Source organism: Halomonas sp. MS1 (assembly GCF_024182575.1).
In the GTDB taxonomy this organism is placed as follows: Bacteria; Pseudomonadota; Gammaproteobacteria; order Pseudomonadales; family Halomonadaceae; genus Vreelandella.
Genome location: NZ_CP098926.1, coordinates 3,941,031 through 3,967,073, shown reverse-complemented (window position 1 = coordinate 3,967,073; position 26,043 = coordinate 3,941,031). Strand labels below are relative to the sequence as shown.

The following is a 26,043-nucleotide window of genomic DNA, read 5'->3' as shown; positions in this document are numbered from 1 at the left end:
CGCGGCAGAGGGATGATTTGCTCGTAAGCTTCGGAATCCACTACAAGGATTAAGGGGATAGGCATGGCGTACTGGTGGGTCAATCACAAGAAAACCTATCGGCAAGAGGTCGAGGGCGGGTACATGTGTCACCCAAAGCGGCCAGTCACAACAGGCTGAAACCGGCCTACATATGCCGATCACGCGTAGACTATTTTCGCTTAATGGAGCGAGCACAAGATACAAGCGACCATGAACAAATTCGCTTATTGCCCCCCATGCGTTCAACAGCCGCTTTCTGAGGACTTCAGAACGCAGCTAGATAGCGTCGCATTACGAAAGGCAGCATTTTTTGAACTTTTTCCCACTGCCGCAGGGGCATGGTTTGTTACGCCCTACCTTCGATCCAGTCGAGCGTGGCCTTGAGCCGACATCGTTCAGTCTGGTCGCTTGGCCCATTCCCTGCGTCAACACGTCCATTTCGTCACTCTGTTGCCATGGAAAATCCAAGTTGATCCCGAAACGCAGAGCTTGGTCATTCGGATGAAGGCACACGCCAAACCAAGTTCTCGCTCGCTCGGTGTACTTTCGGGCGTGACAGTGCTTTTGCAGGCTCGGTCCTGCAACTTCAATCGGGTCGTTGCTGCAGTGGATGGTCAAGCCTGTATCGCCTTGGCCAAAGCCTAAAGTGAAATTGTGGCTCTTACCGTCCACTACCGCCATTTGGGTTAACTGATCAATAGCCTTGCTAGCAGCAATGACGGTGTCCTCGCCAAGCGTCAGTAGAGTAAAACCGAGATCAATGGTGGCGGGCTCTGGTGAGGCCTCAATTGCCTTTATCATGTGACCCAATGCCGTTGTGTCAAACCTTGTAAGTATGCCGTCAGGCGTACCCTTACCAGGAATGCCCTCTCGCCGGACAAGCATCGCTAAGTCCAAGTCTGCCGAAATATCGTCGTCCAGTAGCACCATCGTATGCTCATCATTCAGCCACAGGTTCTGCTTGAGGTGGTACGAGAGGATCGTTAGTTCGTGTGAGGCCGTCAACTTCTCGGTATATCCCGTCCTGCGGTCGATATAGCTGAGGAGTTGGAGCGGCGAGTCCAGTATTTCTGTCATCGCATCGAGCGCGAAAACATCCAGAACGAATGGCAGAGAGATAGTCTCGGTCGATGTACATTTTAAGAACTGCCGTGCCTGGAAGCTAAGCGCAGGATAGTGATCGGCAATTAGACACATAACGTATATACGCTTGAGCTTGTCCGGCAGCGTCACAGCATTACCAGTCGCATCCCGGAACGCACACTTACCCTCTTCCAGCAGTTGGGCACAGAGGTATGCCTGATAACTTGAGTCTTGAATGCTCTTCTTAAAGTCATCCTGGATTTGGAAGCCATTGCCGCGTCGGGCCTCCAGCGTCAGACGCTTTGACTTTGCTTGCAGAACCAGAGCGCGATCGCCGAACAGCACCAGGACATCAATCTCTCCACGTTTGTTGCCATCTGATCCGAATATGTCAATGTTGGAGAGAACGTTGCCCTCCCCAAAGACCAGTGTTAATCGCTCGACGGCAAATTGTTCAGTGAAGAGACCGCGGTGCTTCATCGCGGTGCTGACATAAGCCTTATCTGCGCCCATCCAATAGAACGGAGCTTCATACAACGCTTCGACTAAGCTGTATATATGGAAGAGGGCGTACCCGCCATCAGGCATGGGTACTAGAGGACAGGCGTTTATGATGTTGAAATCGTGCAGCCCAGTGAATTGCTCGTTGCACGCGTTCGCCGGTGCTGCGAAAGCCATTAAGACATGCCCCACGACAGTCGGGTTCATCCGCGCGCAGTCAGCAACTTCCTGGACTGTAAACGCAAAGCTTGGCAGTAACGTCCAATCTTTCGGGGCGACCTTGCTCATCGATTGTAACGTCTCGACCGCCTTTTCGTCCTGCAGCCGCGAGATCGCATAAACGACGTCGCGAGCCTGCTGGATCGAGAATTTTTTGTTCGCTATGAGCCAACCGTCATCGCGCCCATATTTGCCCGGCGAGAAATCGCGGTACTGGAAGCTGTAGGCAGATTCACCCCCGTAAAAAATGGGCTCTCGCAGAACAGCACCGCTGGTGAATGGGTTGAAATCTTTGTCGGTGATTTTAGCCGGATCAATGTCAGCCCAGAACGCATCCGACATTGTGAGATGAATTTCTTCGAGCAACGCCTCTGTCGTATTGATGTAGACGTCGAGTGTCTTCGGCGTGGGCAAGGTGTAGTCGATGTCTCGCTTGAACAACAGGCCGATGAGGGTCGATGTCTCAGTCCGGATTAACCGATTCTTAGAGAAGAGTTGCCGCATGTCTTCAGCCTTCATCTCACCCGAATACCGGATCATGTTGTCCCGAAAGCAGAGATAAGCGATGGCATGCACGTACCCCGGCGAGACACACAGATCTGCCAATTCATTAAAGATTTCTTGTTCCGGCCGCATTAGCTTGGCCACCTTCTTCATGACTTTCGCTCCCTGATATTGCGCATCGCAAGCTGATCGCACTTCAGTTTGCAGTGATAGGGGACAGTAGACAACAGTCGGGCAGAGTGGCTGCTATTGGTTGGGTAACGACGGCCCGAAATAGGCCGTCGTTCAGCCTCATCAAATTTCAGTCTGTTCTGCCATTTCCAACACGCCATCTACCTCTATCCCTAGATACCTGACAGTGCTTTCCAGCTTCGTGTGACCCAGGAGCAGTTGCACTGCCCTTAGGTTTTTCGTGCGAAGGTAGATCAACGAAGCTTTGTTTTTCGTGCGAAGGTAGATCAACGAAGCTTTTCTACGACGCATCGTATGCGTGCCATACATTGACGCATCTAGACCTATTTCGGTGAACCAGGTTTTCACAATACGGGCATATTGGCGCCTTGAAAGATACTTTGCTCTATTGATTCGGCTGACAAACAAGAAATCTTTGCTCCGGAGCTGAGCCTGCTATATCCAGTCGATAATAGCGATGCGAGTTTGCTCGGTAATTTCGAACTGGACAGGTCGATGAGTCTTTTTTGCTGTATCACAATGGCTCGTGGAGATATGCAAGTACCATGGGCTATATCCCGTACTCGTAAATTGATGAGATTGCATCCCCGTAATTTGCTACATAAGCCAATATTTTTTAGTAAAATTTATGCTTTATGGTGGATAGCTGCTATAAATTTGATAAGGATATCTTAGCAGGTGGTTGCCATGAAGTTACTTGTCCGCCCAACGCCTTTCATGAATGAGTCACTTGAAAGCTACATGCTCCGTCTATCGCAAGAGAATTTCTTCGAATACTATCAGCAGCTTAGTCGAGCGATAAAAGATTGGCTGCAGCTGCATGACCATGAAGCAGCAGGGGCGTTTCCAGAGGAGTTGAGCCGTTTAAATGTCTATCATGCGGCGCAGAGTAGCAGTCGACGGGTTCGGGCGCTCAAGCTCGTGGAGTCGTTGACCGATAATGAGCAGTTGCCCCTTTTACATCTAGCAGTAATGCACTCAAGCGAGAAATTTTGTTCTCGCTACGCTAGCGTTTTTTATGCAGGTAGCCACGTACCCCGAGCATTAGTTCGCCAAAAGGGGATACCTGTTTGCCCGGATTGCCTCACTGAAGCCAACTACATTCGGCAGGAATGGCATTGGATGCCCTATGAAGCATGCATTAATCATGGCAAAAAGATGCTGCATGAGTGCCCAAAATGCGAAGAGAAATTAAATTATACCCATTCTGAATGCTTGCATACTTGTCGCTGTGGATTCGATCTTCGTAACGCTGACTCGGAGCCAGCAGACGAATGGCAGCTTATCGCCAGCCGCCTGGTAGTGGATGAACATTCGCCTTCAAGGCATCCTCTACTGGGCATCCACTCAGTCAGTTTGCGCCTAGCGTGTCTGCTGTGGCACCAGCTATACATACATAAAATGTTAGACGCTAGTGATCAGGTATCCACTCTTACGATTGAGCAAGCTATCGAGTATTTCACGCATTGGCCTGAAGTTTTTACAGAGGAACTAGAAGAACAAGCTGCGCTCTCAGGCGATAAGTTGATATGTGATTATAATAAAACCTCATTTCGTGATGTTTTTGGCAACATTGTCGGTATCTCGCGTCTTCTCTTGAAGGCTTATCCAGAAAGCGATTTCGTCTTGACGCCATTAGAGAATTTTTTAGTACGATTGGTTGATCAGAATCCGAAAACACGTGTGCCAAACGCTGCAGATCTGCTTATCAGTATGCCGGAAGCCGCGATCTTGCTTGGCACGTCGTATGAGCAAGCGTACCGACTTTATGAAGAAGGGTATCTTAAATGCGCGGTTAGCTTGAAATCACATGAAAAGCTAGTGAATGGTATAGGGGGGTTTTACTTAAGGGAAATCATGGAGTTGAGTCAATCACGAATGCCGATTGAGACAGGCGCTTACAATAACTATTTACCCGCGTGGTAACGTCATGTCTTTGAATACATTGTTGGAGCTCGATGAGCCAAGCCGCTCAGAAGCAATTCGTAAAGCTTTCGCTCCCTACACGCCGCTGCTAGAGGTTTCTGAAGATGTTAACGCTGCTATTCTGGTGCTGCTTAACTTATCGCATAAGCGTCAGTACGCTCCCGATTTGTTGAATAAAAAAAGAGCAACTGAAACACTCAAAAATTGGCAGCATATGGAAAGTTGTGCGCAAGAAGTGCAGTGGGTTCACTCACACAACCTAAAGCATCCTGATACACGTGTTGCACATCAGAGATTATTAGTAAAAGCTGAGAAGCCCTCGGACAGTGTTGTTTCTTCATATAATAGCGTAAGTCGTTTGGGCTGGTCACACAACTCAGCAGCTGTGAATAAAGCAAAGCTTTTTGGAACTAATTTTATATTCAAGGGTGTAGTTTACTGTCTGGCCACTATTGTTTCAGATAATGAAAAGAAATGGCGGAAAGAATTCCTTAATCTTGGCATGTCTGATGGTCAATGGACTTACCTTCAGTCGCTTTTTGATAATTATTTCAATGAAAATTTATCACCCTCTTATGTGGATAGGCATTCAGTACAAGTTACCTTTATTTATCAAGGAAAGGATGTCAGTATTACACCTGTCACATCACATTCATTACTGTCCGACATTCAAATTTCTCGCCGCAATAAAGCTGGGAGTTTTTCAACAATAAAACATTGGCATCCCTCAAGTGTTGGAGATTTAGCATCATCACTTGGAGGCAATATATCCGCTCTTAATTATCCACCTCGCTTGATATCTAATAGTTGCTATAAAAGTGGGAGATTTTCTGAAAGCGTGTGTGTAGACTTTCATCACAGCTCTTTGAGAAGTCAATCGTTCATCTTGGCATGTAACGGTATTATTGAAAGTAAAAGCTTATTGGTAGCTAAGGAAAGGCGAGATGTTAGACGTAATGGCATTAAATTTCTGAGGCAGTCTTTATCTGAATGGCTATCCCCGGTTAGCTATTGGAGAAATATAGGAGGAGAAGTATCAGGTCGTGAGAGCAATACAGCATGCCTTTTGATTTCTGCTCTTGACGAGGATGTACCTGGAATTCTACCTGAGGTTAATAAAGAATTGCATAGTATTTTGGTAAGGTATCCCCAAACACAAAGTTTTGCTTACCACCCAGATTTATTAATTCCTTTTAAGTCTCAGCTTAAGTCCTTGTTGATTGGGATGAAAATAAAAGAAGATGAAGCCATGGCTGAAGAGCCATATCATTACCTTCACTTAAAAAACCTACATGTATTCGATGCACAGGCGCTATCTTGTCCCTATCTAGTGGGCTTGCCTTCACTGCTAGCAGTATGGGGAACCGTCTATAACTACCAGCTACGTTTACGAAAACTCCTTAAACGGAACATTGTCTTTGAAGGAGTTGCCTGGTTTTTGCGGCAGTATGAGCTTTCTTCGGGTGTCAAGATACCTACTTCTTATCTGCCACCAACGAAGCCAGGTGAGGCTCCCAAGCGGCCAGGTCTTATTGATATGCGCTTTTGCGATTTACGCATGGATTTAGTTATTCGTTATCGACTAGAGGATGGAGACGATACCTCGCTGGGAAATGACGAATTGCCTATGTTGCAGTCTGCGTTCCCCGGAAGGTTCGCTGGGGGTACTATGCAGCCCCCGCCACTTCATGAAGAGTTGCAGTGGTGCCAACTACATGGAGATGAGCACAGTTTATTGGCAGCCATATCGCTCCTGCCGGACGAAGGTCGTTGGGTTGTCGACTCAGAAAAACAGGTGCAAAGCATCGATAGCTTGGTGGCATGGTTGTCCAAGCATCCCAATCATTTACCTGCTATGAGTGGCTATCAGTTACTTGAAGAACCTTGCTATCGGCCTGGTTCACACAGGGAACTCCATGCTTATGCTGAGCCTTTGGTAGGTCTAACAGAGACGTTGTCACCGGCAAGCGTCAGGCTCAATGGTAAAGCGCACTTTCTGCAGAATGCTTTTTGGAGGTTGAAAAGACAGAACTTGACTATGCTGATGAAAAAAGCATAGGCAGATCAAAATTATGAATCCGTTCAGGCATCTTAGCTATGAGCGCTCTCTCAATCCGGGCAAGGCGGTTTTTTATTACCGGACAGATTCGAGCGAATTTGAGCCGTTGCAAGCGGATGTGACGCGGTTTCGTGGACCCAAGGCAACGTTTAGCGATGGCTATATGGCATCCGGGACTGCGCGTGCTAAAGAAACGAGCGATTTGGGTTTTTCTAATCCTATAATGCTCGAAACGTGTTATGTACCACCGCTAGTCGATACGGTGTATTGTCGTTTTTCTTTACGCATCATTGCAAACAGTCTAGAACCAAACATCTGTGATAATGCAGAAGCGACAAAATTATTAAAAGATTTCTCTGATACGTATAGAAACTTGGGCGGATACCAAGAGCTAGCAACTCGATATGCTAAAAATGTTCTTTCAGCTGAATGGCTTTGGAGAAATAAAGTTGCAAGAGGGATAGCTGTGGAGGTTTCTACGTCTAATTTAAAAAACTATTGTGTTAAAGATGCACAGTATAAAGAGTGGGGGTCTTCTTGGGAGGGAGATGATCTTAAATCATTAGAAGGGCTTGCGACTGAGATTGAAGAGTCACTTTCTTACTCACAAAAATTTCTTTTTGCTGATGTAACGGCCAAAATAAAAACAGAATTCTGCCAAGAAATTTTCCCCAGTCAATTATTTGTTGATAAAGATGATAGAGGCAACGGAAGTGCGGCTAAGCAGTTTATGAAAAGTACAATGAGTGATGGTCGTCAAGCAGTTGGCTTTGGTGCTTATAAAGTCGGAGCAGCAATTCAGAAAATTGATGACTGGTGGCTAGATGAAGGTGCTGAATACCCTTTGAGGGTGAGTGAATACGGTGCAGATCGTAGTCGGGTTTTAGCTATGCGTGAACCAGTTACGAAGAAAGATTTTTACTCGCTGTTAAATGAAATTGTAAGTATCACGGAGGAAATGATTGAAACCAGGCAGGCTAGCTCTAATGCACACTACGTGATGTCAGTGCTAGTGAAGGGTGGTATGTTTCAAAAAGGAATAAAAAAAGGTGAAAAATGAGATACTTTTCTTACATTAAATATCTAATGCCTTCATCCAATCACGCATTTTTAGCAGGGAGGTGTATTGCTTGCTTACATGGGTTTATAAGCGGCTCTAAAATAACGAGTTCCGGCATTGGTATTTCTTTTCCATCATGGGCTACGGATACAGTAGGGGATTCAATCGCTTTTGTGAGTAAAGATATTAACACTTTGTCTTATTTATCATCAGCGCGCTATTTTAAGAATATGGAGGACGAAGGATTTATTGACGTTAGTGATATTAAAATGGTTCCAGCCATATCAGAGGAAGTGAGGTTTATTAGAAACCAGCATGTTGCTAAATCTTTTCCAGGCGAAATTAAGAGGCGGCTTATCCGCAGCAAAAACCGGGCTGAAAGACGTGGCGAGATGTTCATGCCTAGCAGTGTCGTATCAGATCGCTTCGTTGATCACTGCCACGTAATTCCTATTGATAGCCGATCGTCAGGCCAACGCTTCCCGCTGTATGTCCAGCTTGAAGCACTTGGTGAAGAAAGCAAGTGTGATAGCTACAATAGCTACGGATTGGCTACACAAAACACACACTCTGGTTCTGTGCCAAACCTTAAGCAGATTACCTAAATATTGTCAGAAAATATATTATGATATTTATCAATGACCTGCCTGAATTACGCCAAAAAAGGTATTTTTAGTATTTTGTACTTATCTCATTGATGTCTATATTTAAACTGCTAGCTAGGTCTAGTGAACCGCCGAATAGGCAGCTGAAAAAAACGGTAATAATCACTGAATGGCTAACCATTCGTGAACCGCCGCATAGGCAGCTGATATTAGGACTGGAAGCCAGCAACGGTAATGATACACACCGCCGCAAGGCAGTATTGGTTCTCAAACCTCCAAGACTTCTTGGAGGGTATTTTCGTGTTGTGGCCAGGTGAAGGCTATTGTTGAAGATAAGCTGCTGTGCTCTTAAAACACCTGCAGTGCAGTAATGAATACCCATCTTCACGCCACGCCGCCGCACTCCAAAGCAAGCAGTAGACGCCGGACCTGTTTTGCCTCGATATCAGTGCCACAGAGCATGATAGGTGCCTGTCCTCCCAGCGCTTCGTTCGAACTAGACATCCAGTCGATCACGGCCAGCTTATCCTCGAATACCTCCATCGTGAGGTGACTTACGGTCGCAACCCTATCAAGACGTTCTGATGCCACGGAGTCCAGATTTTTCCCTTCACGTCTGCGGCGGTGAACCGCCGAGACGGACATATTTAACAATGCCTTAATCTGCTTATCCTGTAGCTGAAAGGTCTCTCGCACTGTTAGGAATAACGTTGGTGAGAGGCCCTCCTGGATACTTTTTAAACGCTCAGACTCTTTACGCATCGCTTGAGTTGCAACAAAACGCCAGAACTCTGCTGCCCATATTTCACGCTTATTATTCCTAGCTTTATGAGGCGAGATGGGTGATTCTGGCATAAGTCGCCTCGTCAAGTAGTGGTTATGAAGCTTCACATGAAGCGGAGTTAGATAACAGCATGAAGCGATGGTTTCTGGTTGAAGTGTAGTCTGTATCCCATGGTTGGTTATGCACGTGAACTATGTTTTTTGGCATCGGCACTGGATGGGGCTATGTCGAAATTTGAAGAGAATATATACATGGCATCGTGGCCAGATCAACCATATAACCAGTTCTTCTTTTGAGCGTTTATAGCTGAATTCAACGTAAGCCGTAAGGTGTCCATTTTAGCGGGATGCTTAGCAGTTTTGATCATGTGCTGCGGCCAAGAGCTGTTTATCAGAATGCTTTTTTATGACGTTATTTTGTTACCATAGCAAACGATCGTTTTACTTTATGTCATTTAAAAGTGGAAAACTTATGTCATTTTGCGGTGGAATTCTTGGTGTAAGTGACTGTTTTTTAGTTTTGGTTATGTCAAATTGAAGTGGAAACGACAATTTCTAGTGCCGTTTCCGGCCTGTTTTGGCATAAATTCCGATCAAAATGACATGATTTGCGGTCTCTCGTGACATAACCTGATTTTGTAGTAAACCTACTCAATGAGGTGTTGTCATGTACAGGCGCAAACTCCGTCACTCCCGTGTCAAGAACCTCTACAAATTTGCTAGCTTCAAAACTGCCTCTGCTCATACTGTAGAGTCTTCCCTAGAGTTAGATGCCTGCTACCACCTTGAATACTCCCCTCAAGTTAAGTCTTTTATTGCCCCGCCGCAAACAGTGAGGGCGCTTGATAGGAAGCACCCTCATGGTAACGGTAATGAGGATGCTTTTTTTAAAACTCGACGGTCGCCGAAAGCTTGAAGGTGCGCGGTTCGCCTTGAATCAAATAATTCGCAAAGGACGTCGAAGCACCTGACCAGTAATTTTCGTCGGTAATGTTGTCGATACCTGCGCGCCAGATCCAGTCAGCGCCACCGACCGGTGTGGTGTAGCGCAGGCCAAGATCGAGGCGTGTCCAGGAATCCAGTTTCAAGTCGTTGGCCACATCAGCGTACTGCGAGCCCGTGTGCAGGATACGCCCAGTGGCAGTGAGACGCTCAATGAAGGGGGTATCCCACTCGCCACCGAACACAAAGCGATACTCTGGAACGCCCGTGGCGACATTACCTTCATTGCCATCCTGTGTTTTGGTAAGTTCGGCATCTATCCAGGTCGCACTGCTGAACAGGCGCACTCCTGTCATCGGCTCACCGTATAGGCTTAGTTCCAAGCCGCGATTACGCTGCTCGTTATCCAGGCTGCCTACGCCATCGACGACCGCTGCAGAGGGCAGCTCGATCTGGAACAGGCTAATGCCACCGCCTAGGTGGCCGTAGTCGAACTTAGCGCCTACCTCGTGTTGCTCGGCATGGGCAATACCCAAGTGCTGACCAAAGTTCACCGCTGTGGTATCGGTGACCGTGCCGCCATTCTGCAATGCTTCGACGTAGTTGGCGTAAAGAGAGATATTGTCAGTGGTCTTGAACACCGCGCCGACGGCGGGTGTCACCCGACGATCGGCATAGCGATTGCTGCTACCGTCGTTAGGGCGTTCGTCGATCTCAAGTTCCTGATAACGTGCGCCCAGTGTCAGTAAAAGCCGGTCATCAATGAATCCAAGCGTATCGCTCAGCGTGCCCCCTTGGGAGCGCGTGCGCGTCACACTACCGCCCACGAAAGGCGTGCCATCTGGGCGAGATAAATCGACAGGATCGTAGATGTTGGTCGTGCCAGCCGCGAGGAAGTTCCAGTCGGTGTCGAACTTGCGATAGGCGCTAGAGTAGCCGAAGGTGATGTCATGGCTGACCGGGCCGGTCAGCACGTAGCCACGGAGCCCCACCTGGCTGGCAATGTTGTCAATGTGGTTATCGGTTTCGAAGTCATTGACCCTGGCGTTACCCGCGTCATTGGTAAGGCGCGGAGTCGCCGACACAATGCCTTCGAGCGTGCGGTTACCCCCCAAGGCCGCGAAAGCGGTCCAGGTGTTGGTGAGGTCATATTCGCCCCTGACCATGCCGAAGTTAGTTTCTAGCTCAGTCCCACCGAAAGAGGGGGTGTAGTTCAACGATGAATCCGGCGCAGCGGGTATCTGAGTTGCCGCGCCGGTATTAACGCTTGAGCGGCCACTATCAAGGGTGAGTTTTTGATGGCCGACATCGAACAGTATTCGGCCTTGATCGCCACGGTAGTCGAGCCCAACGACGACGGAGGTATCGCGCTGAGCTTCGCCATCAATGGCGGTGTCACCACGGCCGCGCACGGCACTTATCCGTGCCCCCCATTGCTGCTGATCACCATACCGCTGGCTAGCATCGACGCCCACTTCGCCATAGCCATCGGAGCGGTAACCACTGGATAGATTGAGCATCGGGTCATCACCGGCATGCTTGGGCTCGATGTTGATGGTGCCACCGATTCCGCCGCTCCCGCCGACAGGTATGCCCGACGTAAAGGCGCTGGCGCCTTTGAAGACTTCGACGCGCTCAGCAAGGTCGCTGTTGATGATTTGTCGTGGCAGCACGCCGTATAGACCGCCGTAAGCCACGTCGTCACCGGCCAAGTTAAAGCCGCGTACCTTGTACGCTTCGCCATAGATGCCGAAGCCCAGTCCTACCGATATCGAGGCATCGTTCTGAAGCGTATTGCCCAGTGTCTGGGATTGCTGGTTCTCCATCAGCTCACTGGTATAGCTGATGACGTTGAAAGGCACGTCCATCGCGTCCTTTTCACCGATCAACCCTACGCGGCCACCCGCCGCGATTTGGCCTCCGGCGAAGGCTGGCGGTGGTGTATCTCCGTAGGTAGGCATGGAGCCCGTGACGGTGACGGTATCCAAGGACTGATTGGCAGTGCTCGTCTGCGCCCAGGCGCTCGCAGGCGTGATACCCATTGCGATCAGTGTTAGCGCGCGCAGCAGCTGAGCTTTGCGGCGCTTAGCCGCTGTGTTGAAAGTGTTCCCAAGAGACATAGTGTCGATCCGATCATTTTTACAGCAGCGCCGAGCCGCCACGTTTTTATGAAACTGATGTAAGAAAGCGGAGGGCTTGGCTGCCGTGCCGTGGTCACCCCTCAAGCATAGGCCTACATGATAAACAAAATGAGATGTATTAGCATCTGCGGGTGATATTTTTTCCGTACCCGCCTTGCAAAAAAAGGGTATTGGCGTCTAAATGTGATGCCTATTTTCTTTCTGACGCTCTCGCTGCTATGTGTTATCGGTCGATGCTCTCTTTCGTGGCCCGCTGCTGTTTATCAGCCGCTTGCTTGTTGCCCTTGTCGAATGCCCACGCACAGTGGGCCACCATCAACTGGACCATTGCCGAAACGCTACTGGCCATTGACGCGCCGCTGAGCGGTACCGCCCAACAAAATGGCTACCATGAGTGGGTAGGGGAGCCAAGGATCCCCGACGGCGTTGAAGATCTTGGTCTGCGATCACAGCCCAACCTCGAGCTCATGGCGCAATCGCCACCGACGCAAACGTTCATTTCGCCGATGTTCGCTGGACTGACGGAGCGTCTGGAGAGAATTGCCCCGGTCACGTCGTTTTCCCCCTATTCACCTGGTACTCATACCTGGCAAGAGATACAAACACTTACCCGTCAGCTAGGTGAGCTAACCGGCCACCGGCTGCAGGCAGCGCAGTTAATCAGCGAAACGCATACGTTGATGAACACGCTTCGCCAACAGCACCCCGATGCGCCACCGTTACTGATGGTACAATTTATGGATGCCCGTCATGTAAGGGTTTTTGGTGATAACAGTCTCTACAACGCTGTGCTTGAACAAATTAATCTGACCAATGCCTGGGACCGGCCCACCAACGCCTGGGGATTTTCACTATCAGCTATCGAAGCACTCTACGATTACCCCGAGGCAACCCTAGTCATTGTTGACCCAGTGCCAACCGGTGTTGAAGACGCATTGGCGAAAAGTGGTTTATGGCAACATTTGCCCAGCGTTAAAAACGCCAATTTATTGCGTTTACCGCCAGCATGGAGTTTTGGAGCGCTGCCTTCCGGGCAACGCTTTGCTCGGGAGTTGGTTGCTGCGCTCGCGTCTCAGCCACGACGTTGACGCACGTCGCTATACGGGCGCTGTTCCTGAGATGGCGCCTGGGGGTGAATAGCCAGTAAAAGTGCTAGCCGACGGCAGGGCATGTACCCCACAAGAGGAAATCGGAAGGAGGTGTTACGTTTGTTCCACTCAGTATCTATACGTATTTGAGTTCTGTCGTGCTAGTTCTAGTGTGCCATAAATTGATTCTGCTACCGTGTGATGATGATACCAGTCTACCTATTGGACTGAGGTTGAGCGCTATACTATCTCACAAGCTCCGTGATCATTTTGAGGGATATCTTAGGGAACTGGCTATCTAGTAGGACATACAAGCTCTATTCCAGTTTCAAAGACTCGTTATGGCTTAATGCTATCTATCGATAAAAGCTATCTACCTAATTTTCTCTTAGTTAATTAATCGAGCATCGCTGCTATGCTGTTATTTATATAAGTTACTCGCTGAAGCCATGAGCACCCTGGCAGAGGTATGTAATCGATGTCATATGAAATAACGCTTAAGCGCATATATGCGCCGATAGAGGATCACGACGGCACTCGCGTGTTGGTTGATCGGTTATACCCTAACGGGCTGTCTTCAAGCTTCCTTGCACTGAATGAATGGTACCCGGAGATAGCTCCTGCATCTCAACTATGCCGTCAGTATCGTCAGCAAAAAATCAGTAAACCACGCTTTCTTGAGCGTTATAGCAGTGAGCTGAAGGCGTGCCCTGATAAGCTACTGCCTTTAATGATATTCGCACGCGCGGGGCGAGTGACCCTGCTCACTGCCGCTCGTCAAATTGACGATTCCCACCTTCCAGTAATCAAAGAGCTGGTGCTATCAGCGCTCGAAGAGGAAGACGCGAGTGATCGTGAATTTTGCTCATCGCCCTGCCTGGCGCACACATTACCCACTTCTCAACGTTAGACCGTTTGCTTCACGCGTCATCATTGGGCTTGATGATGACTGGTTTAGTGCCCCTGTAGGCCAGTGCACCTAATGTTAATCGCTTAATAAGCCCAGATAACCGCAAACAAAATACCCCATCCCAGAGCACTGGCAGCCATAATTGTGTAAGTGGCTGAGATAGTAGCAACATCAACTTCTTGCTGCGTGCAGAGTGCTTGTAAACCGTGGTAAATCAAGCTGCAAGAGATACCCAGCCCGCTGAGTATAATCACGACATTAAAAAATAAGTTGGGTACCAGGAGTGCCAACGACGAGGCAAATAAAGGCAGTGGTGCAAGCCCGGCAAGCAAATAGGCATCTTGATAGCTGATAGATAGCTCTTCAGTTCCATTGACTACAGCGTAGATTACCCACCCGATAACAAAAAAACTCACTATCTCTGCAAGGAAAATAATGGAGGTGATAAAACGCCACTCTCGGTCAGCAAAGCCCACCATAAATGTATCGCCGTAATGGTTGCCCGCATAATAGAGCAGTATTGGCGGCAAGAGCGACATAGGTAAAACTACCCGCCACGCTAGTAAAGGAATGGAGGGGCAGGAAGTCTGTAACTCTTTCCAGCCTTCACGATGGTTGAAGGGTAATTTGAGAAAAGTGAGTGCTCGCACTTCAGGACTCCCTTGGAAGTGTAATTTCAATGATTAGGTGCTCTAAATTAGCGAGTTAGCCATAGTTGAGTATGTGGTAAACAGAGTTGGGAAAATGACTAAAAAAATTAAGTGTGCTGTGTGGCATTTCGGTTAGTTGCTGAACAATAGAGGCACTGTCCGAATCCAATCGACGCGAACAGTACCGTGCTACAGATGACTCTAACGTTTAGTGCTTGGCACTCTGTAAAGCCTGTTCTTCGATGTCTCTATCAACAGAAGAGACGTAGTACTCGTCATCGAAAGCGCCTTCTGGCTCCTTGAGCCACACCAAGCAGATTACCCAACTGATAAAGGCGCCGGTGGCGATGATGTAGAAGAACTGCGATGGAGTGACAAACGTAAAGATGGTTAGGTAAACCACCGCGCCAACATTACCGTAAGCGCCGGCCATACCGGATATCTGCCCAGTGATGCGGCGCTTGATGGAGGGAATGATACCGAAGGTTGCTCCCTCGGCCCCTTGCACGAAAATCGAGGTGCCGATGGTCACCGCAATGGCCAGAACCAGTGGCCAACTCGAATTGAGCAAAGCCATCAGCAAGAACCCAACGCTAATGCCAAACATGTAGCACAGCATTACAAAACGACGGTTGCCCATGCGGTCGGAAACCATACCGCCCATGGGGCGCGCCACCAGATTGACGAACGCGAATGACGCAGCAATCAGGCCAGCGGTAGCGGCATTCAGGCCCCAAGTCTCCTCAAAGAACATGGGCAGCATCGACACCACCGCCAGTTCAGCGCCGAAGTTGGAAAAATAGGTGCTGTTAAGCGCCGCCACACTGTTGAACGAGTACTTATCGTCCTCCGGTACCCCCTTACGCAGGATCGGTAGGTTGACTCTCAAGATCTGGACAATTTGATAGATGACGATCGCGATAATGGCTAGATAAGCGATGACGGCACCCGTAACCGATAAATAGCCCATATACTGAATACGCCAGACCAGAATGGCGAGTACGCCGACCAACGGGATTGTCCAGATGATCAGCTTGATCATATCGCCCCAGGAACTCACTTCCATGGCAGCGGATTTGCGTGGTTTCCGGTGAGCCTGGGCATCCGGGCCATCGGTAATCGCGAACCAGTAGTAAATACCGTAAGCGGCCATCACGATAGCGCTCTGGGCGATGGCCCAGCGCCAGCCATCGGGGCCGCCGTACATGCTCAGGGCGATGGTCGGCAGCGACATGGCCGCGACGGCGGAGCCGAAGTTACCCCAGCCAGCGTAGAAGCCTTCGGCGAAGCCGATGTCCTTGGGCTTGAACCACAACGCCGTCATGTGGATACCGACCACGAAGCTGGCGCCAATCGAGCTCAGTACCAGGCGTGCCACTAGTAGCTGCGTCATGCTGTTACCGAAAGCAAACGCCAGCGCCGGTAGCGACATAGTGACCATGAGCACCGAGAACACCCGTCGCGGGCCGAATCGATCCAGTGCCATACCAACGATGATACGCGCGGGAATCGTTAAGGCGACGTTGCAGATGGCGAACAGCTTGAGATCATCCGTGGTTAGCCAGTCGACGCTCTTGAGCATGCTCGACGCGAGCGGCGCCATGTTGAACCACACGTAAAAGGTAATAAAGAAGGCAATCCAGGTCAGGTGCAAGGCCCGAATTTCGGGGCTGCGAAACTTGAATACAGCGGAAACTTTCATGGTCGTATCGTCCTGTGTTCCTAGGGAGATTTTTACCAAAGGAGGGGTAGGGGCTGCTCAAGGGCTGGGTAGAATCAACAAGGGGCACTCGGCTCGCCGGGCCAGGAACGAGCTGACGCTGCCAAACGTCATGTAGTCGAGTTCATCAACAAAATAAGTCAACGACTTGGCGATGATGCCGCCGTCCGGCTGATGGCTATGGCGGGCAATCACCAGTAGGTCAGGCGAGAGTTTGCGGGTGGCCTGAAGCAGCATCTTGCGTGCGTCACCCTCGGCGAGAAGCTGCTCGGCTTGGAAGCCCTCGCCGATGGCGAATGCCATACCCTCCTGAAGGTGCTGTTTAACCTCATCGTGCTCCTGCTGAAACAGCACCTCGTTGTTATCGGTAGCGTCGAGTGGGTTTTCCACCACGCCGACCAGTATCAGCAGAGGTTGGTTACAGCGGAACATATTGACGACCTGAGCAAGAGCCAGCTTGGCGTTTCGCGAACCGTCATAGGCGATCATGATTTTCATGGTGTCCTCCCGCAGTGGGGTAGGGGGAAAAGACCCGGCGCTTGGCTCCGGGCGTAAAGAAGCAAGCTATATTTAGGAGTTGTTAACCTAGCTCACGGGTTCTTAACGTAGGCACTCTTGCGTAGATAGAACCACCAGTTGATGACCAGGCAGATGGTGTAGAAGACCGCAAAGCCATACATGGCAAGTTCTGGTGTGCCGGCCTGGATTTGCTCGCCCATTACCCGCGGGGCGATGAAGGCGCCATAGGCAGCGACGGCAGAGGTCCAGCCAAGAACCGGGCCTTTCTGCTGCTGGTCGAAAATCACCCCGATGCTGCGGAAGGTAGAGCCGTTGCCGATACCACTGGCGGCGAATAACACGATGAATAGCAGCAGGAATAGCCAGAAGAATTGATTAGGATCGGTGGCGTTATAGGCCTGCATCATCACGTAGCCAGTGGCGACAGAGGCGACCACCATGACCGCAGAGATTATTTGGGTAACGATGGAGCCGCCCACTTTGTCGGAGATCCATCCGCCCAGCGGACGAATCAGAGCGCCTACGAAGGGGCCTATCCAGGCCCAGGTTAAAGCGCTGGGCGCCTCTGGGTTGGCCACGCGAATCAGCGTGCCATCGGCAGTGGCTTCCATCATGTTGCCGAAGATGACGTTGATAGAGAGCGGCAGGGCTGCAGAGAAGCCAATAAAGGAGCCGAAGGTCAGGATATAGAGAATGGTCATTGACCAGGTGTGCTTATTGGAAAATATCGCGAATTGCTTCTGGATATTAGGCTTAATGTCGCCAGGAATCAGGCGCAACAACACCAGGGTTAGAACAATGGTTAGCGGCAAGGCAATCCACATATTAAGCCAGCCAAGAGCCAGCATACCGATGATCGCGGTCACCATGCCGACGCCGTAGAGGCCTAATATTTTGCTGAAAGCCGCCAGCGGCGAACCAGGGTTGGGCGTAATAGTGCGGAGATTGTTCATGCCGAACCAACCGGCGAACGCTAATGGGATCAGGAATACGAGCCAAATAAAGCCAGCATTCTGGATCCAGGTGTCGGTCCCTGCTTCGATCCGACCAATCAACGTACCGCTAGCGCTTTGCAATTCCATTGGCGAACCGGCCATAGCGCCAAAAATGCCGACGGTCATTACCAGTGGGATGACAATCTGCATGGTAGTGACGCCGAAATTACCCAGGCCTGCATTCATGCCCAGGGCGTAACCTTGCTGTTTGCTGGGATAAAAAGTGGAAATGTTGCTCATTGAACAAGCGAAGTTACCGCCACCGATACCGGAAAGTAGCGCCAACGCCTGGAATACCCAAAACGGCGTGCCTGGGTTCATCAAGGCGATACCAGTGCCGGCAGCGGGGATCATCAATAGCGCGGTGGTCAGGAAGATAGTGTTACGCCCGCCAGCGATGCGGATCATGAACGATGCTGGGATGCGCAGTGTGGCACCTGCTAGACCGGCAAGCGCCGTCAGTGAAAATAGCTGGTTAACCGTGAACGAAAAACCCAGGTTCTGCATCTGGGTGGTAATCATTCCCCACATCATCCAGACAGCGAATCCCATCAGCAGGCTGGGAATGGATATCCATAGGTTGCGGTTGGCGATGTGCTTGCCTTCCTGTTCCCAGAATTGGGCGTCTTCGACATTCCACTTTTCAATGTCGGCATTTCTCTTGCTCATGGCGATTTCCCCTTGGCATCAAACCTATCTGCATCTAGCAGTTAGCAAGCAAGATACGCTGGGGGAAGAAATTGGGAAATAGGTGAAAATAACATGAAAAACAGCGACATACCTATTGAGAGGTAGTCGCTGAAAAGCCTGGGTTGATTGATTTTAAAGAGAAAAAATCGACAGGGGGTAAAGGCGGGTCAGAGCAAAAGTACTCTGGGAGTCTTTGGAGGTAACCACACAGAACCGACTAGTGATCGATACCTTCCTGGACTGCCCAGACGGCGGCTTCGACACGTGAGCGTAGGTTGAGCTTTTTGAGTAGGTGCTTGACGTGAACCTTGACCGTGCCTTCGGTAATATCCAGCTTGCGCGCGATGAGTTTGTTGGAGAGCCCGCCAGCCAGCTGTTGCAGAATTTCGCGTTCACGCTGGGTTAGGCTATGAATATCGGGAGTGGTGGGCGCATTGCGCTGATTACGCAGCGCTTCAGCGAGTAGGGCGGTCAGGCTTTCGCTGATGACCATGCGGCCCAAAGCAGCCTGACGCAGCTGGCGAACCATGTCTTCAGGCTCCATATCCTTAAGCAGGTAACCGTCGGCACCGTTGCGCAGTGCCGCGACCACATCATCCTCATGGTCGGAAACAGTGAACATCACCACACGGCCGCTATAGTTGGCTTCCCGTAGGCGGCGCAAGGCTTCTAAGCCATTAACGCCCGGCATGTTTAAATCCAGTAAAACCAAGTCAGGCTCCAGTTTGAGAGCCAGTGCAACGCCCTCTTCAGGGTCGCCCGTCTCGCCAACCAGTTCAAGATCGTCCTCTAGTTCAAGCAGCTGTATCACGCCACGCCGCAGTAGTGGGTGGTCATCAATAATCATCAGGCTGGCGGGTGTATCGTTGGCGGTGGTCAGCGTCATTAAGAAGTCCCTGTACCTAAGTGAGAGTCTGAGGCAGCCGTTACAGGCTGCTGCTGAATTAAGCGAGCGGTCAACGGGGTGAAGACTATCTCAATGCTGGCCCCTCCTGCGGGGCGATTGGCGATACTCAGCTCCCCGTTCAGGGTAGTAGTTCGGTCGCGTATGATCACCAAACCGTAGTGCATGGGTGGCGAGCTATCGTCTTCCAGGCCTATGCCATCATCTTCAATACGCACTAGCAGTCGAGCATCGGCAAAGCGCACAGTGACCCCAGCCCAGTGGGCTTGGGCGTGCTTGTGAGTATTGGCCAGCGCCTCGCGAATGATCTGCAGCACGTGAATTTCTTCATTGGGATTAAGTAGGTAAGGCGGCACATCGTAGTCAAGCTCGACCGTTATCTCCATGCGCTGGCTAAACTCTTCGATGGTTTGGCGTAAGGCAAATTGCAGCCCTGGCCCCTCTAGTTTGAGCCGGAAGGTAGTAAGCAGTTCACGCAGTTGACGATAGGCACTGTTTAAACCGGTACGCAGCTCGTCGAATACCGCAGACTGCATCTCTCGAGAGGCGTCTTTTTGCTGCATACGTTCGAGTCGCGCAACCTGCATCTTTAGATAAGAGAGCGATTGGGCTAGCGAGTCGTGAAGTTCGCGGGCAATGATGGTCCGCTCGTTGATCAGCGTGACGTGCTGCTGCTCCTCGATACGCCGTTGCAGGTACACCGCCGTGGCCAGCTGGTCGGCTAACATGGTGAGCAACCGACGGGTGCTATCGTTGAGCCGCTCCTGGTGATACCACACTTCCAGGGTGCCAAGCAGCGTGTCGCCTACGCTAATCGGTAGCAGTAAACATTGGGACTGGTTATTGGACAGCACCTCCAAGGGGCGAGGATCAATCAGGCAGGCGTGGCACTCCTGGTCACGGCAATACTCTGGCCGGGTACGTGAGTGGGTTTCCAAAACCGGCATTTCCCGTTGGTCGAAAGGATCGTTTAGGGAAAGCCGAATCGGCCCGATATCCAGCAGCTTTTCCAGTTCGCGCAGCATAGGTGCTGCGCTAGAGCAAAGGTCGTTACCGCCGCCATACAGCGAACGGCTAGCATCATGCATTACTCGCAGCGCCTGATTGCTGCGCTCAAGTTCCTGTTTCTTGCGCGATACCTTGTCTTCTAATGCGGCGTAGCTGGTGGCCAGCTCGGCAGACATCTTATTAAAGGTGTGGCCCAGCAAAGCCAGCTCATCACTGCCGCGTAGCTCTGAACGTGGCTTGAAATTACGCTGCGCCGCCTCGCGGGCAAGCACCATCAGCTGGCGCAGCGGCACTACCAGATTATGGCGAACATCGTAAAGGGCTATCGAAACCACGATAGCGATCAGTACCAGAAAAAGCAGTTGCATCATCCCCAGTAGCCGCACCTTAGCTTCGGTGCTCTGCTCCAGATAGGTCACTAGCACTTCAATGTCACTGACCATCTCAACGATCATCATCTCTAGCGTAGCGAGGTCTAGCGCCGTGGCAGCGGCCGGAGCCTCAAGTGCTGGGCGAAGCGAGTGCTGCCAGTAGTTCTGAAGTTTTTCCAGTTGGCGGCGGCGCTCATGACGATCGTCAATGGGGATCGTTTGTTGTAGCGTTGTGCCATGCAAACGTTGATCGAAGCTCGAAATCAGTCCTTCGAGCTGTTCTGCGCTTGTCTCCTCTGGAGCATACTCCAGGCGTTGCAAGGCTCCCATAATCTGATAGGCATTCATGCGTAATGAGCCAGCGACATTAATCGCGGCCGCATCGCCACGACTGCTGTTAGACATTGCCATGGTCAGGGTGATACTGATGAGTGCCATCCCGCTAATGGCAAGTAGGGACGCAATGATGCGAGCAACCAGGGAGCGCTGAAGTAATTTCATGGCATTTCCGATAGCGCGGAAGAGGTAAGGGAGTGTGGCACTGTCTGCATTTCGATACGAGGGCTATTCCTTTGGGGTTAGCCAGTCTACCTCCGATGCCTTTTTGACCTACGCCCAGTATTTACCGACAATTCTGGCACGTCTTCCGATGTCTTTATACCCTCGCTGGGAAACGCCATGCCATCACCCGTGCCGCCTCCCACGTTGGAGACATCCATACAGCCAGTAAATGGTTATCAGTTGCTGGTAGCCATGCTGCTAATGCCGTTGGCAAGCGCTTTAGCGGTGGCTAGCTGGACACTTTATGGCCTGCTCGCAAAGCAGCCTGTCTATGTGTTGGTACCGTTGATGAGTGGTGTGTCATTGGCGTGGCCAGCCTGGTATATCGCCAAACGGGGCGACACCTGCCGCGTGATGCAGTGGCTATTATTGGGGCTAGCATTGGCGCTGGGCGGATTTGGAATGGCTAGCCAGCCGTGGGAGTTTTTGTTGGTGGGGGCTGGGCTTGGGCTGGGAGGGGCGGTGATTGCCACCGGCATCGCCCACGCCCAAGGCTGGATGCCTGGCCGCTGGGTGTGTCTTTGTGTCGTCCTTTTTCTGGTGTTAGCGGCAGGCGTCGGGCTTTCCCTGCGAATAGCACCTCTGGTCGTCCAAGCCTATGGTTGGCGGGCGGCGCCACTTAGCCTGCTGATCCCTCTGTTTATGGTAATGCTGCTGCTGTGGCTTTTCGTAGCGTCACCCGAGTGATGCCGCCTATTAGTCTGACTTGTTCATTCTTGCCGACTGATTCTTAACTACTAGCGATAAGGCTTATTTTATGACCACCGATTTTATGACCACCGATTTTATGACCATAGCGACGTTTGCCGATTTACTGCAGGAAGCACGTAAACAGCCTAAGCCCCAGCGCCTGCTGTTTGTGTTCGTGCGCGCAGAGCTGCCCGATTTCCCTGATGCTGAACAGCGTCGTCGCTTCGAACAGGGGGAAGGGGGGGTGTTGGTGCCGGTAGTCTGCGTAGATAAATCGACGGAGGAACTGACCAGTATGGCGGCATTGGTCGAGGAGTCACGCCGTACCGAGATCGAATGGGATCTAGTCTTCACTGCTGCTATGGACGACCCAAAAGATGATGCCGAGGTTGAACGCCAGCTTCAGCGTATGATGGAGTCGCTGCAAATGGGTAATATCACCGCCTATCTTGCCTTCGATCATCACGGCAATGCGGTTAACGTCGGCTAGGGAAGGTTACCATGGAGCACTACTTCCTTATCAAACACCTGCACATGACGGCCGCTGCGCTGAGCATCACGCTCTTCGTAGTGCGCGCTTGGTGGTCGGTGCAGGAAAGTCCGCGACTCAACGCCCGTTGGGTCAAGGTATTGCCTCATCTTATTGATACGGTTCTGTTGGGACTGGGGGTGACTTTGATGGTATCGCTTTCCGTATGGCCCTGGCAGCTTCCCTGGCTTGGCGCCAAGCTATTAGCACTGCTGGCCTATATCGGTATTGGTACCATTGCAATTAAACGTGGAGCCACGCCAGCGGTGCGAGCCCTAGCCGCGGTAGCGGCAGTGGCTATCTTTGCCTATATGGTGGGGGCCGCTATTCACCACAGCCCGCTTTCCTGGTTGGGCTGATTATTTCAGCATTCTTAAGTATTGGCGAAGTACTTCGGCATTGTTGTGGCGCTCCTCCTTGGAGGCGAACACAAGAGTGACTCGCTCTTTCCTGGCACGTTGTGCAAGGTCACGAAGCGTCTCGCGACAGGACGTTAATTCTTTGAGATAGCGTCGACGGAAGTCATTCCAATCGAGTGAACCATTATGAAACGCTTTGCGAAGCTCGCTGCTCGGTGCAATTTCCTTACGCCACTCATTAATTTTAGCATCCTCCTTGGACACCCCACGTGGCCAGATACCATCGACGAGAACACGATAACCATCCTTGTTGTGTGGTGAGTCGTAGGCACGCTTTAATTCGATTTCCATAGCCACCTCCGTATTACTTTGGCCTCTGTTTAAGCCTAGTAAAGTTGAGCAGGGGTTCATAGGACCCCTTGCCTTTAATAGGTAGCCAAGAACTAGGTGGCCCTTACCGGCCATTATTAAGCTGCGTCGAGTGGGCGTGAGGGGCCAAAGTGCTCAAAGTGTCGGCGATCTTCGTCAACCCCCAGTTCGGACAAAGCGCTGTTAATCGCTGTCATAAATCCTTGAGGGCCGACGAAATAGCAGCGTGCCTTAAGATCAGGCAGGTAGTGAGCTAATAAGCTACGGTCGATACGACCAATATGTTCGGCTTCATTGCCGCGCTCATGAATGCGGACAGCCTTAAGGCGTTGAGGATACTCGCTCTTCAGTGCGTCTAATTCACCTTTAAAGGCCTGATGTTCGGCATCCAGGGCAGCGTGTAGATAGATGACTTGCCGCCCAAGGGACAAGGCATGTCTTGCCATGGGGAGCAGGGGCGTTTGACCAACGCCGCCGCTGGCAAGCAACAGAGGCTCGTCACCTTCAATCAGCGTGAGGTCGCCTGCTGGCGGTAACAGTTCTAAGGTATCGCCTGGTTGTAAGGCATCGTGGAAGTGGCGGCTGACCTGGCCCTGTTCTTCGCGTTTGATCGAGATCCGGTAGCTCCGGCCATTCGGTGTGTCCGAAAGGCTGTAATGCCGATAGACCAGTTCGCCGTTAATGGTCAAACGTACGCCGATATACTGGCCTGGCTCATGGTCAGCCACACGACCACCATCCTCGGGTTCAAGGATAAAAGAGCGAATTAAAGCGCTTTCCTGCTGGGTACTGGCAATCTTGAAATAGCGTGTGCCACGCCATCCGCCAGGGCGCTGTTCAAACTCTCGATAGCGCTGATCTTCCAGGTCGATCAACAGGGCGGCAAGTTCGTTATATAGAGCGCCCCACGCATCGGCAATTTCCGGGGTGACAGCTTCACCCAGCACTTCGCCAATCGCCGCCAGTAGGCATTCACCGACAATAGGGTACTGTTCGGGAAGAATGCCTAGAGAGACGTGTTTGCTGACCACAACATCCAGAGTTGCGCGCGCCTGAGCTGGATTGCCACGTAGTTGAACATAGGCCAACACGGCGTTGGCCAGTGCGCGGGGCTGACCACCGCTTTGCTGGTGTACCTCATTAAAGAGGGGCTTAACCTCTGGATAGCGGGTGAACATCAGTGGATAGAAGCGTTGGGTAATCGCATTCAGGTGTTCGGCCACGATGGGGGCTGTCGCGTTAATCAGCTTTTCCTGCTCATGTGTTAGCACTGTTACTACCTCGATACTTTAAGATGTATTGGAAATGCATCTTAAATCCGCAGACCTTTAAATGCTAGCCATAAGATGTATTTTTGATACATGTCATGGTCTTTGTTGGTGGCTAGGCGCACACTCATATTTCCAAGTAAATTAGTCGGGATTACGCCATGCCAACGACCACCTCATCCCAGCCTGCTTCTAAGCTTGAGCATTTACCCTTAATGCGCTTGGCTTTTAGGCCTTTCTTTCTGCTGGCCGCGCTGTTTAGTGTGGCGTCCCTTTTGGTGTGGTTGGCCTTCTGGCACGGCACTATTTTGCTGCGACCTTATGGCGGTTTGGTGTTCTGGCATCAGCATGAAATGTTGTTTGGCTTTGCCGCGGCGGTGGTAGCGGGATTTTTACTAACCGCTGTGCGTAACTGGACAGGGTTGCCGAGTTTAAACGGCGGGCCGCTGCTGGGTCTGGTGGTGCTATGGCTATTGGGTAGGGGGCTGATGGCTTTCCCCATGGGGCTGCCGGAGTGGCTGCTGCTGGCGGTTGACCTAGCGTTTCTGCCAATTGTCGCTATGGTTATGGCGCGTCTAGTTATCACCGCAAAGCGTTGGCGCAACTTGATCTTTGTACCTGTGCTGTTGCTGTTTGCCACGGCTAATCTGGCGATGCACTTAGGAGTCATGCAGGGTGATGCCGAGCTGATCCGCCAAGCCGCCTACTTAGCCGTACTGTTAATCACACTGATGATGACCGTAGTGGGTGGGCGCGTAATTGCCATGTTTACCGCCAATCGTTTAGGACGCACCAAACCTGAACCTATTGCTTTACTCGAAGGAGTGACGCTGGTGAGTACGGCTGGCGTCGTCGTGCTGCAGCTGGTCACCATGTTGGGAGTTGCCATTCCTGCTGTTTTAATGGGGGGAGTGATGCTCTTAGCGGCGTTGGCCAACACTGTTCGCATGGCGCGTTGGGGTGGGCTGCATAGCTGGCGTGAACCTTTACTTTGGGGGCTGCACGGCAGCTACGCCTGCATTCCACTAGGGCTTATTATGTGGGTCTTGGCACTCATGGGGCTGATGCGCGTTGAACTTGCCGTGCACGCCCTGACCATTGGCGGCATGGGCACCATGATGCTTGCCATGATGGCCAGGGTTTCGCTAGGCCATACGGGGCGTCCCATACGCACATTGCCTGGTATTGGTGTGGCGCTGGGCTTAATGCTAATAGCCGCCTTAGTGCGCTCACCCGTTTTGGCGTTATTTCCCCAGATTACCCACTGGACCTATACGCTGAGCATCATCTTCTGGTGCTTAGCCTACGCAATATTTCTCGCGCACTACACTTGGCCGCTGATGCAGGCGCGAGTCGATGGGCAGGATGGCTAGGGA

At 51.1% G+C, this 26,043-nt stretch carries 22 protein-coding genes; 10 read left to right on the top strand and 12 right to left on the bottom strand.

The genetic code is table 11. The annotated features are described in order from the left end of the window. Window positions 1-312: 312 nt before the first annotated feature. Together NF683_RS18380 and NF683_RS21390 are read right to left on the bottom strand one after the other, a co-directional pair. Entirely contained in the window at window positions 313-2,481 is a 2,169-nt protein-coding gene (locus NF683_RS18380; RefSeq protein ID WP_253920665.1) for an SEC-C metal-binding domain-containing protein, read from the bottom strand. A 141-nt stretch (window positions 2,482-2,622) separates the two neighbouring features. Continuing rightward, window positions 2,623-2,928, bottom strand: a complete 306-nt coding sequence (locus NF683_RS21390) for an integrase (protein ID WP_342760365.1) — start codon at window positions 2,926-2,928, stop codon at window positions 2,623-2,625. A 279-nt stretch (window positions 2,929-3,207) separates the two neighbouring features. Between NF683_RS21390 and NF683_RS18375 the strand changes: the two genes are divergently transcribed. From NF683_RS18375 to cas6f, 4 genes are read left to right on the top strand one after another with little or no spacing between them, the layout of a single operon-like run. Further along, entirely contained in the window at window positions 3,208-4,446 is a 1,239-nt protein-coding gene (locus NF683_RS18375; protein ID WP_253920664.1) for a TniQ family protein, read from the top strand. A 4-nt stretch (window positions 4,447-4,450) separates the two neighbouring features. Next, window positions 4,451-6,505: a type I-F CRISPR-associated protein Csy2 gene (locus tag NF683_RS18370; RefSeq protein ID WP_253920663.1), complete on the top strand. Its 2,055-nt coding sequence runs from the start codon at window positions 4,451-4,453 to the stop codon at window positions 6,503-6,505. A 13-nt stretch (window positions 6,506-6,518) separates the two neighbouring features. After that, the gene (gene csy3 / locus NF683_RS18365; RefSeq protein WP_253920662.1) at window positions 6,519-7,565 is read left to right on the top strand and encodes a type I-F CRISPR-associated protein Csy3; all 1,047 of its coding nucleotides are present in this window, start codon (window positions 6,519-6,521) and stop codon (window positions 7,563-7,565) included. Further along, complete coding sequence (cas6f, locus tag NF683_RS18360; protein ID WP_253920661.1) at window positions 7,562-8,170, top strand: type I-F CRISPR-associated endoribonuclease Cas6/Csy4; 609 nt, start codon at window positions 7,562-7,564, stop codon at window positions 8,168-8,170. Before csy3 ends, cas6f begins: the two co-directional genes overlap by 4 nt. Before the next feature lie 384 nt (window positions 8,171-8,554). On the opposite strand, the gene NF683_RS18355 is transcribed toward cas6f, so the two are convergent. Together NF683_RS18355 and NF683_RS18350 are read right to left on the bottom strand one after the other, a co-directional pair. Next, window positions 8,555-9,025, bottom strand: coding sequence for an antitoxin Xre/MbcA/ParS toxin-binding domain-containing protein (locus NF683_RS18355; RefSeq protein ID WP_253920660.1), 471 nt, complete (start codon window positions 9,023-9,025; stop codon window positions 8,555-8,557). 815 nt (window positions 9,026-9,840) lie between these two features. After that, on the bottom strand, window positions 9,841-12,015 hold the full coding sequence (locus NF683_RS18350) for a TonB-dependent receptor (protein WP_089038529.1): 2,175 nt from the start codon (window positions 12,013-12,015) through the stop codon (window positions 9,841-9,843). A 254-nt stretch (window positions 12,016-12,269) separates the two neighbouring features. On the opposite strand from NF683_RS18350, the gene NF683_RS18345 reads away from it, so the two are divergent. Beyond that, entirely contained in the window at window positions 12,270-13,124 is an 855-nt protein-coding gene (locus NF683_RS18345) for an iron-siderophore ABC transporter substrate-binding protein (RefSeq protein WP_089038528.1), read from the top strand. Window positions 13,125-13,602: 478 nt separating this feature from the next. Further along, window positions 13,603-14,034, top strand: coding sequence for a DUF488 domain-containing protein (locus tag NF683_RS18340; RefSeq protein WP_089038527.1), 432 nt, complete (start codon window positions 13,603-13,605; stop codon window positions 14,032-14,034). Window positions 14,035-14,117: 83 nt separating this feature from the next. Here NF683_RS18340 and NF683_RS18335 read toward each other — a convergent pair whose 3' ends face one another. The 6 genes from NF683_RS18335 to NF683_RS18310 form a co-directional block, all read right to left on the bottom strand. Continuing rightward, window positions 14,118-14,684 (bottom strand): YIP1 family protein, encoded by a 567-nt coding sequence (locus tag NF683_RS18335; RefSeq protein WP_232471486.1) that lies wholly within the window; start codon window positions 14,682-14,684, stop codon window positions 14,118-14,120. Between the two features lie 208 nt (window positions 14,685-14,892). Further along, window positions 14,893-16,386, bottom strand: coding sequence for an MFS transporter (locus NF683_RS18330; RefSeq protein ID WP_275050923.1), 1,494 nt, complete (start codon window positions 16,384-16,386; stop codon window positions 14,893-14,895). 57 nt (window positions 16,387-16,443) lie between these two features. Then, window positions 16,444-16,902 (bottom strand): universal stress protein, encoded by a 459-nt coding sequence (locus NF683_RS18325; protein ID WP_231657030.1) that lies wholly within the window; start codon window positions 16,900-16,902, stop codon window positions 16,444-16,446. Window positions 16,903-16,994: 92 nt separating this feature from the next. After that, entirely contained in the window at window positions 16,995-18,587 is a 1,593-nt protein-coding gene (locus NF683_RS18320; RefSeq protein WP_253920658.1) for an MFS transporter, read from the bottom strand. A 238-nt stretch (window positions 18,588-18,825) separates the two neighbouring features. Further along, the gene (gene narL / locus NF683_RS18315; protein WP_253920657.1) at window positions 18,826-19,494 is read right to left on the bottom strand and encodes a two-component system response regulator NarL; all 669 of its coding nucleotides are present in this window, start codon (window positions 19,492-19,494) and stop codon (window positions 18,826-18,828) included. Continuing rightward, a complete protein-coding gene (locus NF683_RS18310; RefSeq protein WP_253920656.1) occupies window positions 19,494-21,392 on the bottom strand; it encodes a type IV pili methyl-accepting chemotaxis transducer N-terminal domain-containing protein in 1,899 nt (632 codons plus the stop codon). The genes narL and NF683_RS18310 overlap by 1 nt, the downstream gene beginning before the upstream one ends. 177 nt (window positions 21,393-21,569) lie before the next feature. On the opposite strand from NF683_RS18310, the gene NF683_RS18305 reads away from it, so the two are divergent. From NF683_RS18305 to NF683_RS18295, 3 genes are all read left to right on the top strand, one after another. Beyond that, window positions 21,570-22,139 carry a hypothetical protein gene (locus tag NF683_RS18305; RefSeq protein ID WP_253920655.1) on the top strand — a complete coding sequence of 190 codons (570 nt, stop codon included), beginning with the start codon at window positions 21,570-21,572 and terminating at the stop codon, window positions 22,137-22,139. A gap of 70 nt (window positions 22,140-22,209) precedes the next feature. Beyond that, a complete protein-coding gene (locus tag NF683_RS18300; RefSeq protein WP_253920654.1) occupies window positions 22,210-22,632 on the top strand; it encodes a ribonucleotide reductase subunit alpha in 423 nt (140 codons plus the stop codon). 11 nt (window positions 22,633-22,643) lie between these two features. Further along, window positions 22,644-23,030: a SirB2 family protein gene (locus NF683_RS18295; protein WP_253920653.1), complete on the top strand. Its 387-nt coding sequence runs from the start codon at window positions 22,644-22,646 to the stop codon at window positions 23,028-23,030. Here the strand turns inward: NF683_RS18295 and NF683_RS18290 are convergent, their stop codons facing one another. Both NF683_RS18290 and hmpA read right to left on the bottom strand, forming a co-directional pair. After that, the gene (locus NF683_RS18290) at window positions 23,031-23,381 is read right to left on the bottom strand and encodes a DUF488 domain-containing protein (protein ID WP_089038519.1); all 351 of its coding nucleotides are present in this window, start codon (window positions 23,379-23,381) and stop codon (window positions 23,031-23,033) included. It lies immediately after the preceding gene. A gap of 116 nt (window positions 23,382-23,497) precedes the next feature. Continuing rightward, window positions 23,498-24,670 (bottom strand): NO-inducible flavohemoprotein, encoded by a 1,173-nt coding sequence (gene hmpA / locus NF683_RS18285; RefSeq protein ID WP_253920652.1) that lies wholly within the window; start codon window positions 24,668-24,670, stop codon window positions 23,498-23,500. 158 nt (window positions 24,671-24,828) lie between these two features. Here hmpA and NF683_RS18280 point away from each other — a divergent pair, with 158 nt between their 5' ends. After that, on the top strand, window positions 24,829-26,040 hold the full coding sequence (locus tag NF683_RS18280) for an NnrS family protein (protein WP_089038517.1): 1,212 nt from the start codon (window positions 24,829-24,831) through the stop codon (window positions 26,038-26,040). Window positions 26,041-26,043 lie beyond the last annotated feature (3 nt).

Coding starts and splice junctions, on each gene's coding strand:
- NF683_RS18340 (WP_089038527.1), top strand. CDS start 13,603: ATGTCATATGAAATAACGCTTAAGCGCATATATGCGCCGATAGAGGAT.
- NF683_RS18320 (WP_253920658.1), bottom strand. CDS start 18,587: ATGAGCAAGAGAAATGCCGACATTGAAAAGTGGAATGTCGAAGACGCC.
- NF683_RS18375 (WP_253920664.1), top strand. CDS start 3,208: ATGAAGTTACTTGTCCGCCCAACGCCTTTCATGAATGAGTCACTTGAA.
- NF683_RS18290 (WP_089038519.1), bottom strand. CDS start 23,381: ATGGAAATCGAATTAAAGCGTGCCTACGACTCACCACACAACAAGGAT.
- NF683_RS18295 (WP_253920653.1), top strand. CDS start 22,644: ATGGAGCACTACTTCCTTATCAAACACCTGCACATGACGGCCGCTGCG.
- NF683_RS18355 (WP_253920660.1), bottom strand. CDS start 9,025: ATGCCAGAATCACCCATCTCGCCTCATAAAGCTAGGAATAATAAGCGT.
- NF683_RS18350 (WP_089038529.1), bottom strand. CDS start 12,015: ATGTCTCTTGGGAACACTTTCAACACAGCGGCTAAGCGCCGCAAAGCT.
- NF683_RS18325 (WP_231657030.1), bottom strand. CDS start 16,902: ATGAAAATCATGATCGCCTATGACGGTTCGCGAAACGCCAAGCTGGCT.
- cas6f (WP_253920661.1), top strand. CDS start 7,562: ATGAGATACTTTTCTTACATTAAATATCTAATGCCTTCATCCAATCAC.
- NF683_RS18370 (WP_253920663.1), top strand. CDS start 4,451: ATGTCTTTGAATACATTGTTGGAGCTCGATGAGCCAAGCCGCTCAGAA.
- NF683_RS18330 (WP_275050923.1), bottom strand. CDS start 16,386: ATGAAAGTTTCCGCTGTATTCAAGTTTCGCAGCCCCGAAATTCGGGCC.
- NF683_RS18305 (WP_253920655.1), top strand. CDS start 21,570: ATGCCATCACCCGTGCCGCCTCCCACGTTGGAGACATCCATACAGCCA.
- NF683_RS18310 (WP_253920656.1), bottom strand. CDS start 21,392: ATGAAATTACTTCAGCGCTCCCTGGTTGCTCGCATCATTGCGTCCCTA.
- csy3 (WP_253920662.1), top strand. CDS start 6,519: ATGAATCCGTTCAGGCATCTTAGCTATGAGCGCTCTCTCAATCCGGGC.
- narL (WP_253920657.1), bottom strand. CDS start 19,494: ATGACGCTGACCACCGCCAACGATACACCCGCCAGCCTGATGATTATT.
- NF683_RS18280 (WP_089038517.1), top strand. CDS start 24,829: ATGCCAACGACCACCTCATCCCAGCCTGCTTCTAAGCTTGAGCATTTA.
- NF683_RS18380 (WP_253920665.1), bottom strand. CDS start 2,481: ATGAAGAAGGTGGCCAAGCTAATGCGGCCGGAACAAGAAATCTTTAAT.
- NF683_RS18300 (WP_253920654.1), top strand. CDS start 22,210: ATGACCACCGATTTTATGACCACCGATTTTATGACCATAGCGACGTTT.
- NF683_RS18345 (WP_089038528.1), top strand. CDS start 12,270: ATGCTCTCTTTCGTGGCCCGCTGCTGTTTATCAGCCGCTTGCTTGTTG.